The sequence below is a fragment of the Sphingomonas sp. genome (assembly GCF_035490575.1).
GTDB lineage: Bacteria > Pseudomonadota > Alphaproteobacteria > Sphingomonadales > Sphingomonadaceae > Sphingomonas.
Genome location: NZ_DATJLI010000090.1, coordinates 18,732 through 35,087 on the forward strand (window position 1 = coordinate 18,732; position 16,356 = coordinate 35,087).

A 16,356-nucleotide genomic window follows, 5' to 3' on the forward strand; every position below is an offset into this window, starting at 1 on the left:
AGGCGTCTTTCGCTGCTCCCCGCGACCGCCTAACTGGGTGGTGGGAGGGCGGCGATGGACGATGAATGGTTCGATGTCGTGGTGGTCGGCGCGGGGCTGTCCGGCATCGGCATGGCCCGGCACCTGAAGGTCGGCTGCCCCGATCTGAGCTTTACCGTGCTCGAAGCGCGCGAGCGACTGGGCGGGACATGGGACCTGTTCCGCTATCCGGGTATCCGTTCGGATTCGGACATGTTCACGCTTGGCTATCGCTTTCGTCCCTGGACGGGCGAGCGGGCGATCGCCGATGGCGCGTCGATCCTTTCCTACCTGCGCGATACCGCGCGGGATGAGGGCGTGGCCCCGCATATCCGCACCGCGCACCGCGTTGTCGCCGCTGACTGGTCCACCGCCGACGCCCGCTGGAGGCTGAGCGTCGACCATCGCGGCGAACGGCGGACCATCGCCTGCCGCTTCGTGGTGATGTGCACAGGCTATTATGATTATCAGCGTGGCCATGCCCCGATATTCGACGGCGCCGAGGCCTTTGCCGGGCGTATCGTGCACCCGCAGTTCTGGCCGGACGACCTCGACGTTGCGGGGCGGCGGATCGCGGTGATCGGCAGCGGCGCGACCGCGATGACACTGGTGCCCGCGCTTGCCGAGCTTGGCGCAACGGTGACGATGGTGCAGCGCTCCCCCACCTATGTCGTGGCCCGTCCCGCGCGCGATCCCGTCGCCGACCGCCTGCGCCGTGTCATCGGCGCACGCGCGGCGGGACGTGTGATACGCTGGCGCAACGCGCTGCTGGGACAGTTTTTCTATCAACAGATGCGCCGGCACCCCAGGGCCGCCGCCCGGCGCCTGATCGGCTGGGTGCGCGATCATCTCGGCCCCGGTTATGACGTGGCCACCCATTTCACGCCGCGTTACGATCCCTGGGATCAGCGGCTGTGCCTGGTGCCCGATGGCGATCTGTTCGCGGCGATCCGTTCGGGCCGGGCAAGCGTCGTCACCGGCACGATCGAGCGGTTCGAGGTCGGCGGCATCCGCATGGCATCGGGCGAGCATGTTCCCGCCGACGTCATCGTGACTGCAACGGGCCTTGAGATGAAGCTGATGGACGACATGCCCGTGCGGATCGACGGGCAGCCGGTCGTGTTCGCCGATACGCTGAATTACCGGGGCATGATGTTCAGCGGTGTGCCCAACCTGGCCTATACCTTCGGCTATACCAACGCGTCGTGGACGCTGAAGGCGGACCTGACCGCCGGCTATGTCGTGCGGTTGCTGGGGGTGATGCGGAAGCGCGGGATGCGACAGGCAACCCCGGTGGCACGCGACGGCGATGCGGGGGCGGACGCGTTCATCGACTTCACATCGGGTTATGTCCGCCGCGCGGTCGAGCGCTTTCCCAAACAGGGCCGCCGCGCACCGTGGCGGTTGCACCAGCATTACCTGAAGGATGTGCTGGCGCTGCGCTTCGGGCGCGTCGACGATGCCATGGCCTTCTCGAACCCCGATCCGGGCGGATGAAATGAACAAGTTTTTGCCGCAGTGCGGAACCGGGCCGGAAACGAAACATTCCCTTGGCGGGAGGCCCTTTTGACCACAATGAACACCATGCTGCCCGCGCCGCCGACCGAGCTGTTGGCCGGCGCAAGTCTGTTTCTCGATTTCGACGGCACATTGGTCGAGCTGGAGGACCGGCCCGACCTCGTCCGTGCCGACACCGCGCTGATCGCGCTGACGCGCCAACTGGGGGAAGCGCTGGACGGTCGCCTCGCCATCGTCACGGGGCGCGCCAGCGGCCATATCCTCGACCTGTTCGGTGAAGTCGCCTTTGCGATCGGCGGCAGCCACGGTGTCGAGTTCCGCTGGCCCGATGGCCGCACCGCCACGCCGGAGTTGCCCGCCACCCTGCCCGATGTGATCGCCGAACTGCATCGCTTTGCCGAGGGGCGCGACGGGGTGATCGTGGAGACCAAGCCGTTCGGCGCGGGCCTGCATTACCGCATGGCCCCCCATGTCGAGGATGACGCGCACGCCGTCGCCGCCGAACTGGCGCGCGCGCACGGACTGCACCTGCAGCCCGGCAAGATGATGATCGAGCTGCGCGCCGCGAGCGGCGACAAGGGTGCCGCGATCAAGCGGCTGATGGCCGAGCCGCCCTTTGCCGGCACGCGACCCGTATTCCTGGGCGACGATGTGACCGATGAGGACGGGTTCCGCGCCGTCGCGGCGCTGGGCGGTGCCGGCGTGCTTGTCGGCAGGGAACGCCCGACCAGTGCGGGCTATCGACTGGACGATGTGCAGACGGTTCGCCAATGGCTGGTCCGTGCGACGGAGGCGCTGCGATGACCCCCAGCCTTGACTTGTGGCCGATCGGCAATTGTCAGGTGTCGGCGCTGGTCGACACCAGCGCGCGGTTCGTGTGGGGATGCGTGCCGCGCGTCGACGGCGATCCGATCTTTTCCTCGCTGCTCGATGGGCGCGACCCCGATAGCGACGATTCGGTGGGCCTGTGGGCGATCGACCTTGAGGACTGCGCCAGCGTCACGCAGGAATATCGCCGCAACACGCCCATTCTGGTCAGCCGCCTGACCGACGCCAATGGCAGCGCGATCGAGATCATCGATTTCTGTCCGCGTTTCGAACGGCTGGGGCGCACCTATCGCCCGGTCAGCTATGTCCGCATCGTCCGCCCCGTCGCGGGCAGCCCGCGCGTGCGGATGCGGTTGCGGCCCACGCGCGGCTGGGGCGACGCCAATGTCGAGCGGACATCGGGTTCCAACCACATGCGTTTCCTGCTGGAAGGGTTGCAGCTTCGCCTGACCACCAACGCACCCGTGGGCCTGTTATGGGACGAACGTCCGTTCCGGGTTGAGCGGCCGCTCTATTTCTTCCTGGGGCCGGATGAGAGCTTTTCGGGCGACCTGTCGACCGCCGTCGAGGAGATGCTCGCCTATACCACGCATCACTGGCAGCAATGGGCGCGCGGATTGGCGACGCCGTTTGAGTGGCAGGATGTGGTGATCCGGTCCGCGATCACGCTCAAGCTGTGCCAGCATGAGGAAAGCGGCGCGATCGTCGCGGCGCTGACCACTTCGATCCCCGAACATGCCGGGTCGGAACGCAATTGGGACTATCGCTACTGCTGGATACGTGACGCCTATTACACGGTTCAGGCGCTGAACCGCGTCGGCGCACTCGACGTGCTGGAGGGATATCTCGGCTATCTTCGCAACATCGTCGACGATGCCAAGGGCGGCGCGATCCAGCCGCTTTACGGGGTGCTGGGCGAACCCAAGGTGCCCGAGGTTCAGGCACCACGCCTGGCCGGCTATCGCGGCATGGGACCGGTGCGCGTCGGCAATCAGGCGGCCGAGCAGGTTCAGCACGATGCCTATGGCCAGATCGTGTTGTCGAACGTCCAGGCCTTTTTCGACGAACGCCTGTTCCGCATGGCGGGTGTCGAGGATTTCGAGGCGCTGGAGCGCGTCGGCGAGCGCGCATGGGAATTGTATGACAAGCCCGATGCGGGTCTGTGGGAGCTTCGCACCCGCCAGTCCGTCCACACCTATTCGGCGGCGATGTGCTGGGCGGCGTGCGACCGTCTGGGCAATGCGGCCGAGCGGCTCGGCCTGATCCAGCGCGCGGCGTTCTGGAACGATCGCGCGCGGACGATGCGCCAGCGGATTGAGGAAGCGGCGTGGCGTGAGGATACGCAGCGCATGTCGGCGACCTTCTCCGGCGATGATCTCGACGCCAGCCTGATCCAGTTGCTCGACCTGCGCTTCCTCTCGCCCGACGATCCGCGCTTTCGCGGCACGCTGGCGGCGGTCGAGCAGGGGTTGCGGCGCGGCAGCCACATGCTGCGTTACGATACGGAAGACGATTTCGGGCTGCCCGAAACCGCGTTCAACGTCTGCACCTTCTGGTTGATCGAAGCGCTGCATTTTACCGGCCGCGATGCCGATGCACGTGCCCTTTTTGAAGAAATGTTATCGCGCCGGACGCCAGCCGGGCTATTGTCGGAGGATATCGACCCGCAAACCGGGGAATTGTGGGGCAATTATCCCCAGACCTATTCACTGGTCGGCATGATTAATTGTGCCGTTCTGTTGAGCAAGCCATGGAGTGCAATACGTTGAGCCGCCTTATCATCATCTCGAACCGGGTTTCCGCGCCAACGGAATCGACGTCGGGTGCCCAGGGCGGACTTGCGGTCGCACTGGCAGCGGCGCTGCGCGAATATAAGGGCATCTGGTTCGGCTGGTCGGGGGAAACGGTCGAGCAGTTCACCGGCCATATCAACTTTCAGCGCAATCAAGGCGTGACGACGGCGACGGTCGACCTGGAAGAACAGGATATCGAGGAATATTACAACGGCTATGCCAATCGCACGCTGTGGCCGCTGTTTCACTATCGTATCGACCTGGCGGAATATGAGCGTGACTTTGCGGGAGGCTACAGCCGCGTCAATGATCGCTTCGCCGATACTGTCCGCCCGCTGATCGAGACCGACGACGCGATCTGGATTCAGGATTATCATATGTTCCCGCTGGGCAGCGCGCTTCGCAAGCGCGGCTGCAACAACCGGATCGGGTTCTTCCTTCACATTCCATGGCCGCCGCGCCGATTGCTGGCGGTGCTGCCCGAAGCGGCGGAACTGGTGCGCCACCTGTTCGCCTATGACGTGCTGGGCTTTCACACGCAGGAATGGCTGGACAGCTTTGTCGATTATGCCGTCGATGAAATGGGCGCGACGCTGGACGGCGACCGGCTGAGCCTGGGCGAACGCAGCGTCCAGGTGATGGCCGATCCCATCGGCATCGACGCCAAGGAGTTTATCCAGGCTTCGCGTTCGCCCACCGCGCGGCTGACCTATCGCCGGATGCGCGATTCGGCGGTTGGGCGCGACCTGATCGTCGGCGTCGATCGGCTCGATTATTCCAAGGGCCTGGAAGAGCGGTTCCTGGGCTATGAACGCTTTCTTCAGGAGCACCCGGAGGAGCGCAAGGAAGTATTCCTGTTGCAGATCGCGCCGCCTTCCCGCGCATCGGTGGGAAGCTACCAGAAGATCCGCCAGACATTGGAGGGGCTGTCGGGCCGCATCAACGGTGCCTATGCCGATGTCGACTGGGTGCCGATCCGTTACGTCAACCAAGGCTATCCGCGCGACCAGCTGGCGGGCATCTATCGCGCTGCAAAGATCGGGCTGGTCACTCCGCTGCGCGACGGCATGAATCTGGTCGCAAAGGAATATGTCGCCGCGCAGGACCCCGACGATCCCGGCGTGCTGATCCTGTCGCGCTTTGCCGGTGCGGCCGCGCAACTGGGGGAGGGCGCGCTGCTCATCAATCCCTATAGCGCCGAGGAAATCAGCGACGCGATCATCGCCGCGCTGAAAATGCCGCGCGACGAGCGGCAGCGGCGCTGGCAGGGGATGATGGAGAATGTCGAGGCCGAGGATGTGGTGTGGTGGCGCAAGCGCTTCACCGACGCGCTGATCGGGGAAACGGTCGCGGCCTGAACCATGGTCGTTGGCGACGTGCCGTCCGGTTGGACGAGCGCCGCCACTCGATCAGCCCGTAACAGGCAATCGCACGGTCCCGTCTTCGTCGCGCACCAGCGGGCCATAGGCGACAACCGCCGACAGCGGCAGCGCAGCGTAGATGTGCGGGAACAACTGCCCACCACGGCTTTCTTCCCACCGCACCGCATCACCCAGTGTCGACAGGTCGATGGCGGCGACATGCAGATCGTCTTGCCCGGCGAAATGCTTGTCGACCGTTTCGGTCAACTGTCGCGCGGTCGACAGGTGAATATAGCCATCGGTCAGATCGACCGGCGCCCCGGCGAAGCCGGCATCCGCCTCCAGTGCTGCCATCTGCTGTGCGGTCAGCACCTTATAGGCGATCTGGGGACGGTCATTCATCCCCGTCGCCCGTTTCCGCTTCGCCCTCTTCCTCGACGCGCTCGCTCAGCGTCGCCTCGCTGGTGCCGTCGTCGACCATGATCGCCTTGTCGGCCTCAGCTTCGGCCAGTTCCTCGCGTTCCTCGGCAATGGCGACTTCGGCGGGGTTTTCAGGGTCCTGTTCCTCGTCGATCCGCGCGACACCGACGACATGCTCGCCATCGGCGACGTTGAACAGCCGCACACCCGCCGACCCGCGCCCGATGACGCGCAGCGACGACAGCGGCATCCGGATCATCTTGGCCTGATCGGTGACGAGCATCAGCTGGTCCGATGTGGTGGCCGGGAAGGATGCGACGACGGGACCGTTGCGGGCGATATTGTCGATATTGGTGATCCCCTGACCCCCGCGTCCGGTGCGGCGATATTCATAGGCGGAGGACAGCTTGCCATAACCATTGGCGCAGACGGTCAGGATGAACTCCTCGCGCTCGGCCAGTTCCGCCAGGCGTTCGGGGTTGGACGGTTCGCCATCGCGTTCGGGTTTCCAAGGGGCGAAGCGCAGATATTCCTCCCGCTCCTCCGGCGTCGCGCCGGCGCGGTGCAGGATCGACAGCGACATGACGGTATCGTCGCCCTTCAGCGTCATGCCGCGCACGCCGGTGGAATTGCGGCTCTGGAACTCGCGCACATCTTCGCCCGGGAAGCGGATCGCCTTGCCCGCGCGGCTGGCGAGCAGCACGTCGTCGCCTTCCTCCAGCAACGCCACGCCGATCAGGCGGTCATCGGCATCATCGCCCTCGAACTTCATCGCGATCTTGCCCGCCGTCGGCACGTTGGTGAACGCATCCATCGAATTGCGGCGCACTGAACCCCTTGCGGTCGCGAACATGACGTGCAGCTTGCCCCATTCCGCCTCGTCCTCCGGCAGGGGAAGCACGGTCGAGATCGCCTCGCCCGCCGCCAGCGGCAGCAGGTTGACCATCGGGCGACCGCGCGTGGCGGGACCGCCTTCGGGCAGGCGCCATACCTTCATGCGATAGACGCGGCCCAGCGTGGAGAAGAACAGCACCGGCGTGTGGGTGCTGGTCACGAACAGGTTGGTGACCGCATCCTCGTCCTTGGTCGCCATGCCGGCGCGACCCTTGCCGCCGCGCGCCTGCGCGCGGAAGGCGTCGAGCGGGGTGCGCTTGATATAGCCCTGCATGGTCACGGTCACGACCATGTCCTCGCGCTCGATCAGGTCCTCGTCCTCGATCCCGTCGGCGGCGGCGGCGATTTCGGTGCGGCGCGGCGTGGCGAAGGCGTCGCGCACCTCCACCAGCTCGCCGCGCATCACGGCATACAGCTTGGCGCGGTTGGCGAGGATTTCGAGCAGCTCGGCGATCGAATCGGCCAGTTCGGCCAGTTCCCCGCCGATCTCGTCACGGCCCAGCGCGGTCAGGCGATGCAGGCGCAGGTCGAGGATCGCGCGGACCTGAACGTCGGACAGGCGATAGGTGTCGCCCTCGACCTCCTGCTCGACCGCTTCGACCAGGCGGATATAGGGCGCAATCTCGGCAATCGGCCATTCGCGCATCAACAGGGCCGCGCGCGCCGCCGCCGGGCTTGCCGACCCGCGGATGATCCGCACCACTTCGTCCAGATTGGTGACGGCGATCACCAGGCCCAGCAAGATGTGCGCCCGGTCGCGCGCCTTGGCCAGCTCGAACTTCGAGCGGCGCGTGATGACTTCCTCGCGGAACTTCACGAAGCTTTCGATGACGTCGCGCAGGTTCAGCAATTCGGGCCGCCCGCCGCGAATCGCCAGCATGTTGGCGGGAAAGCTCGACTGGGCGGGCGTGTGGCGCCACAGCTGATTCAGCACGACTTCGGGTGTGGCATCGCGCTTGAGGTCGATGACGATCCGCACGCCTTCGCGGTTCGATTCGTCGCGAATGTCGCTGACGCCCTCGATCCGTTTGTCCTTGGCGGCCTCGGCGATCTTCTCGACCAGCGCGTTCTTGCCCTGCTGGAACGGGATTTCGGTCAGGATGATCGACCGGCGCTCGCCACGCTGCTCGATGGCGTGGCGCGAGCGCAGCATGATCGAGCCGCGCCCGGTGCCATGCGCCGCACGCACGCCCGACCGGCCGAGAATGATCGCGCCGGTCGGGAAATCGGGACCGGGCACGATGTCCATCAACTCATCGACCGTGACCCCGCCCTGGCTGTCGACATAGGCAAGACAGGCATCGACCACCTCGCCCAGATTGTGCGGCGGCACGTTCGTGGCCATGCCGACGGCGATACCGCCCGCGCCGTTGACCAGCAGGTTTGGAAAGCGCGCCGGCAGGACCGTCGGCTCATGTTCCGAACCGTCATAGTTCGGCTGGAAATCGACCGTGTCCTTGTCCAGATCGGCCAGCAACTCGTTCGTCACGCGGGCAAGGCGCGCTTCGGTGTAACGCATCGCGGCGGGCGGATCGGGGTCCATCGAGCCGAAATTGCCCTGACCGTCGATCAAAGGCACGCGCATCGACCAATCCTGGGTCATCCGGGCCAGCGCATCGTAAATCGCGCTGTCACCATGCGGGTGATATTTACCGATCACGTCACCGACGATGCGCGCCGATTTGCGATAGGGCTTGTTATAGGTGAAGCCGCTTTCGCTCGCCGAAAACAGGATGCGGCGATGCACGGGTTTCAGGCCGTCGCGCACATCGGGAAGGGCGCGCGCCACGATCACGCTCATCGCGTAATCGAGGTAGGACGACTTCATCTCGTCGACGATCGAGATCGGGGAAACGTCCGAAGGGTCGGCGAGCAACGTCTCGTCGGTCAAGGCAGGCTTTCGCTTTCGTGTAAGGTTCGTGACAAGGCTCTAGACCCCTCGCGCCGCCCTCACAAGTCTCGCGCGCGCCCGCGTGCGAACCGCCGCCGGATCAAAAGGGGATTTCGGCGCCGTCCCAGCCAAACACCTTGCCGCTGTCATGCGGTTTCAGCCCGTCGAGCACGTCCAGCAGTTGCAGCGCGGCGCGGTCGGGCGCGAACAGCTTGCCGGGCGCGACATTGCCCTGAAACGGTTTCGACAGGCCGGTGTCGACCGTGCCCGGATGCAGGCCGACGACGATCGTGCGGTCATATTTTCGCCGCGCCTCGATCGCGATGTTCCGCAACAGCATGTTCAGCGCTGCCTTGGACGCGCGATAACCGTGCCAGCCACCCAGTGCGTTGTCGCCGATCGAACCGACCCGCGCCGACAGCGCCGCAAAGGTCGGCGTGCCGGTGCGCGGGAACAGCGGCAGAAAATGCTTGGCGACCAACGCCGGTCCGATCGCGTTGATGGCATAGACGCGCGCCAGCCATTCGGCGTCCAAGTCCTTCAGCGCCTTTTCCGGCCCGTGATCGGCGTCGTGCAGGATGCCCGTCGCGACGATCACCAGCGTGGGCGGCGGGCCGGCAGCCACGCGCGCGGCGGCATCGGCGATGCTCGCTTCGTCGGTCAGGTCCAGTCCGTCACGGCGCGACAGGCGCCACACCCGGTCGAAGCGCGCTTCTTCCCCGATGGCATCGGCCAGTGCGCCGCCGATCCCGCCCGATGCGCCGATGATGACTGCCGATTGCATCGGACAACCGCTATGGGCGCATCGTTGCTGCGTCAATTTCGGCGTGGAGCCGAACCGTTCAAAATGCGTTCAGCGGGATGACGCCACGGCTTGTCGCAAGCCCTTCGGCTTGAATGACGAAGCTCGGGCATTTAGGGGCAAAGTCCCCCGAGAGGAGAATTATACCCATGTCGATCGTGTCCAAGGCCGCACTCACCGCGATGCTGGCGCTGGGCGGCGTTGCCACCGTCGCAGTCCCCGCCATTGCCGCCCCCGCCCAGAAGAAGGGCAAGGAAGGCGAAGCCCCCGCGCTGAAGGTTGGTGAGGATTTCCGCAAGGCCGCGATGGCCGCGCAGACCGCGTTGCAGGGCGGCGACACCGCGACTGCCGAGACGCAGCTGGCCGCCGCCGAAGCGCTCATCAAGAACGACGACGAAAAATATTTTGCCGCCCAGCTCCGCCTGCCGCTGGAGGCGCGCAAGAAGAATGTGCCGGGCATGAAGGGCGCGCTCGACGTGCTGCTCGCCGACCCGCGCACGCAGGACAAGCCGCGTCTGATGTTCGTGCGCGGCGATATTGCGCGCCAGGAAAAGGATTATGCCGGCGCGCTGCAATATCTGCAGCAGGCGCAGCAGGCCGGTTATCAGGACGAAAACCTGCAGTTGATGATCGCCCAGACCCATTTCGACATGAACAATTCGCAGGCCGGGGTCGCCGAACTCGAGAAGGCGGTTCAGGCAAAGAAGGCCGCCAATCAGCCCGTGCCCGACGCATGGTATGACCTGGCCGTTGCAAAGCTTTATGCCGCAAAGGATTCGGCGGGCGTCAGCAAGTGGTTGAAGATGCAGCTGAACGACTATCCCAACGCCAAGAACTGGCGTCGTTCGCTGCTCGTCTATCGTGACAGCGCGCAGCTCGACAATCAGGGCAAGCTCGACCTGTTCCGCCTGATGCGCCAGACCGACAGCCTGGCCGACCAGAATGACTATCTCGAATATGCCGACATCGCTTATCGTGTCGGCCTGCCGTTCGAGACCAAGGCAGTGATCGAGGAAGGCCGCAAGAAGGGTAAGATGCCCGCGACCGCGCTGGCGCAGCTGCACAATGATGCCGTGACGGCGATCAAGAACGAAGGCTCGCTGGCGTCGCTGGAAGGTCCGGCAAAGTCGGCCGCGAACGGCAAGGCGGCCGCTCAGCTCGGCGACGCCTATCTCGGCAGCGGCAACTACGCCAAGGCGGTCGAATTCTATAAGCTCGGCCTGCAAAAGGGCGGCGTGAATACCGAAGAGGTCAATCTGCGCCTTGGTAACGCGCTGGTCGGCGTCGGCAACCGCGCCGAAGCGTCGACGGCGTTCGACGCGGTCAAGGCGATGCCAAAGGCCGAAATCGCGACCTTCTGGAAGCAGTGGCTGGCAACCCCGGCAACGGGCGCGGCCGCAGCGGCCAACTGATCGCCGCATCGCAATCGAACGGGGGTCGTCGGGAAACCGGCGGCCCCTTTTTCGTGCCGCTTCCGGTCGCGGCGCCGCCCTGCTGAAGCGGTGTTCGGTCCCATTGCACCGGATCATCGCTCATTCGTCGTTCGATCGCGGCGATTTCCGGGGCGGCGGGTGATTTCACCCGCCGCGAAATCGCTCTAGGACAAACCCCGTGTTCGCCGTGATGCCAAGCCCTGAGGAATGGGAAATCGTCCGCCTGTCGCTGCTGGTCGGTGGGGTGGCGGTTGTCGCCACCTTGCCGCTGGCGTTCATGCTCGCCTGGCTGCTGGCGCGCGGACGCTTTCCGGGCCGGGTGCTGTTGGACGCGATCGTCCATCTGCCTCTGGTGCTGCCGCCCGTAGTCAGCGGATGGCTTTTGCTGATGGCATTCGCGCCTGAAGGGCCGCTGGGCGCATTGCTGGAGCGCGCGTTCGGGGTGAGCGTGCTGTTCCGCTGGACGGGCGCGGCGATTGCCGCGGGTGTCATGGCGCTGCCGCTGATGGTCCGCGCCATCCGGCTGTCGATCGAGGCGGTCGATACCCGGCTGGAAAACGCGGCGCGGACATTAGGGGCGGGCCGGATCGATCTGTTTTTCAGCATTACGCTGCCGCTGGCGCTGCCGGGCGTGCTGGCGGGGGCGGTGCTGGGCTTTGCCCGCGCGCTTGGTGAGTTCGGCGCGACCATCACCTTCGTCTCGAACATACCGGGCGAGACGCGGACATTGCCCATCGCGATCTATTCGGCGCTACAGATACCCGGCGGCGATGCACAGGTGTGGCGGCTGGCGGCGATATCGGTCGCGCTGTCGCTGATCGCGCTGATCGTGTCCGAGGTGCTGGCGCGGCGACGGGGTGGCCATGTCCTTTGACATTGCCGTCGTAAAGCGGCGCGGCGAGGGGCTGATCGCCGCACATGTCCGCGGCGGGGCAGGGGTGACGGTGCTGTTTGGTCCGTCCGGCGTCGGCAAGACCAGCATCCTCGACATGGTGGCGGGCCTGTTGCGTCCTGATGAAGGGCATGTGCGCGTGGGCGGCCATACGCTGTTCGACGGCGCGGCGCGAATCGACTGCCCGCCTGAGGCGCGACGTGCGGGTTATGTCTTTCAGGACGGCCGTCTTTTCCCGCATCTTAGCGTTGCGGCGAACCTGCGCTATGGAGAGCGGCGCGCGCCGCTCGATGCGCGGTGGATCGGGTTTGACGATGTGGTGGCGATGCTCGACATCGGTCATCTGCTCGCCCGCCGGCCACGAACCCTGTCGGGCGGGGAGGCGCGCCGGGTGGCGATCGGCCGCGCGTTGCTGGCCGCGCCACGCTTCCTGTTGCTCGATGAGCCGACCAGCTTTCTCGATCGCGCTCGGCGTGAAGAAGTCATGCGCGCTGTCGAGGATATTCGCGATCGGCTGGCGCTGCCGATCCTGCTGGTGACGCACGATCCCGAAGAGGCCGAGCGGCTGGGAACGCAGATCATCCGGCTGTGATGCCGCGCCAATGAAAAGGCCGCCGCCCGGTTGTCCCGGACGGCGACCCTGTTTCATCGGTTATCCAAACGGTCAGTCGTTCAGATACTCACCGGCATCGGCATCGGTGCCGTGACCCGACGGGGCCACAGCGCCCAGCGGATCGTCGCCCGTGCCCTGCGCGTCGCGCGCCGAACGGGCGAGTTCGGCCTCATGCTCTTCGGCCGCTGAAGCAGGCGCGATGAGATTGGCCTGCGCCATCTTGCGCTGTGCGACCCGCAAAGCCGCATCACGCGACGAAGCGGCGACACGCAGACGGTTCATGCCCGCGCCCGTTCCGGCTGGGATCAGGCGACCGACGATGACATTCTCCTTCAGGCCGTTCAGCGAGTCGATCTTGCCCTGAACCGATGCCTCGGTCAGCACGCGCGTCGTCTCCTGGAACGAAGCCGCCGAGATGAAGCTGCGGGTTTGCAGCGACGCCTTGGTGATGCCGAGCAGGACGGGCTTGCCCTGCGCCGGGGCCTGCTTCGGCTCCAGCTTGGCGTTGGCTTCGTCCATCTCGTCACGGTCGACCTGTTCGCCCGCCAGCAGCGTGGTGTCGCCGCCATCGGTGATCTCGACCTTTTGCAGCATCTGGCGAACGATCACCTCGATGTGCTTGTCGTTGATCTTCACGCCCTGAAGTCGATAAACTTCCTGGATTTCCGATACGAGATATTCGGCCAGCGGCTCGATACCCAGCACTTCCAGAATGTCGTGCGGGTCAGGGCTGCCGCCGATCAGGTTGTCGCCACGCTTGACGTAGTCGCCTTCCTGAACGTCGATCACCTTCGACTTGGGCACCAGATATTCGACGACGTCGCCGCCATCCTCCGGCTGAATGCCGATCTTGCGCTTGGCCTTATAGTCCTTGCCAAACACGACGCGGCCCGAGACCTTGGCAATGATCGCATTTTCCTTGGGCTTGCGCGCTTCGAACAGCTCGGCGACGCGCGGCAGACCGCCGGTGATGTCGCGGGTCTTGGCCGATTCACGGCTGGCGCGTGCCAGCACGTCACCGGCCTTTACCTCGGCACCGTCCTCCACCGACAGCACCGTGCCCGATGCCAGCATGTAGCGGCCCGTCTCACCCGACGCATCGTCCAGCAGGGTCAGGCGAGGACGAAGATCCTCCTTGGCCTTGCCGCGATATTCGGTGACGACGCGCTGCGTGATGCCGGTCGCGTCGTCGGCTTGTTCGGTCAGCGTCTTGCCGTCGATCAGGTCCTGATACTTCACGACACCGGGGTTCTCCGTAATCACCGGCATGGTGAACGGATCCCATTCGGCCATGCGATCGCCCTTCGACAGGACGTGCCCGTCATCGAACATCACATAGGCACCGTACGGGATGCGGTGGGTCGAAAGCTCGCGCCCGTCCATGTCAAGAATTGCGATCTCGCCCGAGCGCGACAGCGTGACGCGGCGGCCGCGCTGGTCCTCGATCAAGCGAAGGTCGCGGAATTCGACCTTCCCGTCGACCGGCGCTTCAAGGTTCGACTGCTCGTTCAGCTGTGCCGCACCACCGATGTGGAAGGTCCGCATCGTCAGCTGGGTGCCCGGTTCACCGATCGACTGCGCCGCGATGACACCGACCGCTTCCCCGATGTTGACGGGCGTGCCGCGTGCCAGATCGCGACCATAGCATTTGCCACAGACGCCGATCTTGGCCTCGCAGACCAGTGGCGAGCGGATCTTCATGCCCTGGATGCCCAGTGCCTCGATCTGCGCGATCATCGGCTCGTCGAGCAGGGTGCCCGTCCCAATGACGACCTTGTTCGTCTTGGGATCGACGACATCCTCGGCCGTGGTGCGGCCCAGGATACGCTCACCCAGCGACGCGATGGTCGAGCCGCCCTGCACGATCGCCCGCATTTCCAGCGCGCGTTCGGTGCCGCAATCATCCTCCATGATGACACAGTCCTGCGACACGTCGACCAGACGGCGGGTCAGGTAACCCGAGTTTGCCGTCTTGAGCGCGGTGTCGGCCAGACCCTTACGGGCGCCGTGCGTCGAGTTGAAATATTCAAGGACGGTCAGGCCCTCCTTGAAGTTCGAGATGATCGGCGTCTCGATGATCTCGCCCGACGGCTTGGCCATCAGGCCGCGCATACCGGCAAGCTGCTTGATCTGCGCCTGCGAGCCACGCGCACCCGAATGCGCCATCATGTAGATCGAGTTGATCGGCTTCTCTCGGCCGGCCATCGGGCCTTCCTCGTAACGCTTCACCGCCTTGATCTCGTCCATCATCGCGGCTGCCACCTGGTCGCCGCAACGGCTCCAGGCGTCGATCACCTTGTTATACTTTTCCTGCTGGGTAATCAGGCCGTCCTGATATTGCTGCTCGTAATCCTTCACCAGCGTGCGGGTCTCATCGACCAGTCCGACCTTGGCGTCGGGGATAATCATGTCGTCCTTGCCGAACGAGATGCCGGCGCGGAATGCATGGCGGAAGCCCAGCGACATGATTGCGTCGGCGAACAGCACCGTTTCCTTCTGACCGGTGTGGCGATACACCTCGTCGATCACGTCGCCGACATCCTTCTTGGTCAGCAGGCGATTGACGATATCGAACGGCACCTTGTGGTTCTTGGGCAGGCATTCGCCCAGCAACATGCGGCCCGGCGTGGTTTCGAACCGCTTGAGATACTGGTTGCCGGCCTCGTCGGTCTGCGGAACGCGGCTCACAATCTTGGTGTGGAGCGTCACCGCTCCGGCGAACAGCGCCTGGTGCACTTCGTCCATATCGGCCAGCACCATGCCTTCACCCGGCTCGGCGCTCTTTTCCAGCGACAGGTAATAAAGGCCCAGCACCATGTCCTGCGACGGCACGATGATCGGCTTGCCGTTGGCGGGCGACAGGATGTTGTTGGTCGACATCATCAGGACGCGCGCTTCCAGCTGGGCTTCAAGGCTCAGGGGCACGTGCACGGCCATCTGGTCGCCGTCGAAGTCGGCGTTGAACGCCGAGCAGACCAGCGGGTGAAGCTGAATCGCCTTGCCCTCGATCAGCACCGGCTCGAACGCCTGGATGCCCAGGCGGTGGAGCGTGGGCGCGCGGTTCAGAAGGACGGGGTGCTCGCGGATGACTTCATCCAGGATGTCCCAGACTTCTTTGCGCTCCTTTTCGACCCACTTCTTCGCCTGCTTGAGGGTCATCGACAGACCCTTGGCGTCGAGGCGCGCATAGATGAACGGCTTGAACAGCTCGAGCGCCATCTTCTTGGGCAGGCCGCACTGGTGCAGTTTCAGCTCCGGCCCGGTCACGATGACCGAACGGCCCGAATAGTCGACGCGCTTGCCGAGCAGATTCTGGCGGAAGCGGCCCTGCTTGCCCTTCAGCATGTCGGACAGCGATTTCAGCGGACGCTTGTTGGCGCCCGTGATTGTGCGACCACGACGGCCATTATCGAACAGCGCGTCGACGGCTTCCTGCAACATGCGCTTTTCGTTGCGGACGATGATGTCCGGCGCGCGCAGTTCCATCAGCCGCTTCAAGCGGTTGTTGCGGTTGATGACGCGGCGATACAGGTCGTTCAGGTCCGACGTCGCGAACCGGCCGCCGTCCAGCGGCACCAGCGGGCGCAGTTCGGGCGGGATGACCGGCACAACGTCGAGGATCATCCATTCGGGGCGGTTGCCCGAATCGATGAAGCTTTCCACGACCTTCAGGCGCTTGATGATCTTTTTGGGCTTCAGCTCGGACTTGGTCGTCGCCAGCTCCTCGAGCAGCGCGACCTTCTCACCCTCGAGGTCGAGGCTCTCGAGCATGATGCGGACGGCCTCGGCGCCGATCGAGGCGGAAAAGCCGTCCTCGCCGAACTCATCCTGCGCGTCGAGCAGCTCGTCCTCGGTGAGGAGCTGGAACTTTTCGAGCGGGGTGAGGCCGGGCT

Annotated in this window: 11 protein-coding genes; 7 read left to right on the plus strand and 4 right to left on the minus strand. The window is 65.0% G+C overall.

Features of this window, described 5'->3' with window-relative positions; translation table 11 throughout:
• Positions 1-54: 54 nt before the first annotated feature.
• From VL973_RS06960 to VL973_RS06975, 4 genes are all read left to right on the plus strand, one after another.
• Positions 55-1,515: a flavin-containing monooxygenase gene (locus tag VL973_RS06960; RefSeq protein ID WP_325283302.1), complete on the plus strand. Its 1,461-nt coding sequence runs from the start codon at positions 55-57 to the stop codon at positions 1,513-1,515.
• A gap of 78 nt (positions 1,516-1,593) precedes the next feature.
• Positions 1,594-2,340 carry a trehalose-phosphatase gene (otsB, locus tag VL973_RS06965; RefSeq protein ID WP_325283312.1) on the plus strand — a complete coding sequence of 249 codons (747 nt, stop codon included), beginning with the start codon at positions 1,594-1,596 and terminating at the stop codon, positions 2,338-2,340.
• The gene (locus tag VL973_RS06970) at positions 2,337-4,133 is read left to right on the plus strand and encodes a glycoside hydrolase family 15 protein (RefSeq protein ID WP_325283303.1); all 1,797 of its coding nucleotides are present in this window, start codon (positions 2,337-2,339) and stop codon (positions 4,131-4,133) included. Before otsB ends, VL973_RS06970 begins: the two co-directional genes overlap by 4 nt.
• Positions 4,130-5,515 (plus strand): alpha,alpha-trehalose-phosphate synthase (UDP-forming), encoded by a 1,386-nt coding sequence (locus tag VL973_RS06975; RefSeq protein WP_414712207.1) that lies wholly within the window; start codon positions 4,130-4,132, stop codon positions 5,513-5,515. Before VL973_RS06970 ends, VL973_RS06975 begins: the two co-directional genes overlap by 4 nt.
• Before the next feature lie 51 nt (positions 5,516-5,566).
• Here VL973_RS06975 and VL973_RS06980 read toward each other — a convergent pair whose 3' ends face one another.
• The 3 genes from VL973_RS06980 to VL973_RS06990 form a co-directional block, all read right to left on the minus strand.
• A complete protein-coding gene (locus VL973_RS06980) occupies positions 5,567-5,920 on the minus strand; it encodes a DUF952 domain-containing protein (protein WP_325283305.1) in 354 nt (117 codons plus the stop codon).
• Positions 5,913-8,723, minus strand: coding sequence for a DNA gyrase subunit A (gene gyrA / locus VL973_RS06985; RefSeq protein WP_325283306.1), 2,811 nt, complete (start codon positions 8,721-8,723; stop codon positions 5,913-5,915). Before gyrA ends, VL973_RS06980 begins: the two co-directional genes overlap by 8 nt.
• Before the next feature lie 100 nt (positions 8,724-8,823).
• Positions 8,824-9,507 carry an SDR family NAD(P)-dependent oxidoreductase gene (locus tag VL973_RS06990; protein WP_325283307.1) on the minus strand — a complete coding sequence of 228 codons (684 nt, stop codon included), beginning with the start codon at positions 9,505-9,507 and terminating at the stop codon, positions 8,824-8,826.
• Positions 9,508-9,674: 167 nt separating this feature from the next.
• On the opposite strand from VL973_RS06990, the gene VL973_RS06995 reads away from it, so the two are divergent.
• From VL973_RS06995 to VL973_RS07005, 3 genes are all read left to right on the plus strand, one after another.
• Positions 9,675-10,937, plus strand: a complete 1,263-nt coding sequence (locus VL973_RS06995) for a hypothetical protein (protein ID WP_325283308.1) — start codon at positions 9,675-9,677, stop codon at positions 10,935-10,937.
• 211 nt (positions 10,938-11,148) lie between these two features.
• Positions 11,149-11,832 carry a molybdate ABC transporter permease subunit gene (gene modB, locus VL973_RS07000; protein ID WP_325283313.1) on the plus strand — a complete coding sequence of 228 codons (684 nt, stop codon included), beginning with the start codon at positions 11,149-11,151 and terminating at the stop codon, positions 11,830-11,832.
• Positions 11,822-12,442: an ATP-binding cassette domain-containing protein gene (locus VL973_RS07005; protein WP_325283309.1), complete on the plus strand. Its 621-nt coding sequence runs from the start codon at positions 11,822-11,824 to the stop codon at positions 12,440-12,442. Before modB ends, VL973_RS07005 begins: the two co-directional genes overlap by 11 nt.
• 72 nt (positions 12,443-12,514) lie before the next feature.
• On the opposite strand, the gene rpoC is transcribed toward VL973_RS07005, so the two are convergent.
• Positions 12,515-16,356, minus strand: a 3,842-nt coding sequence (gene rpoC / locus VL973_RS07010; RefSeq protein WP_325283310.1) for a DNA-directed RNA polymerase subunit beta', incomplete at its 5' end; no start/stop codon positions are given.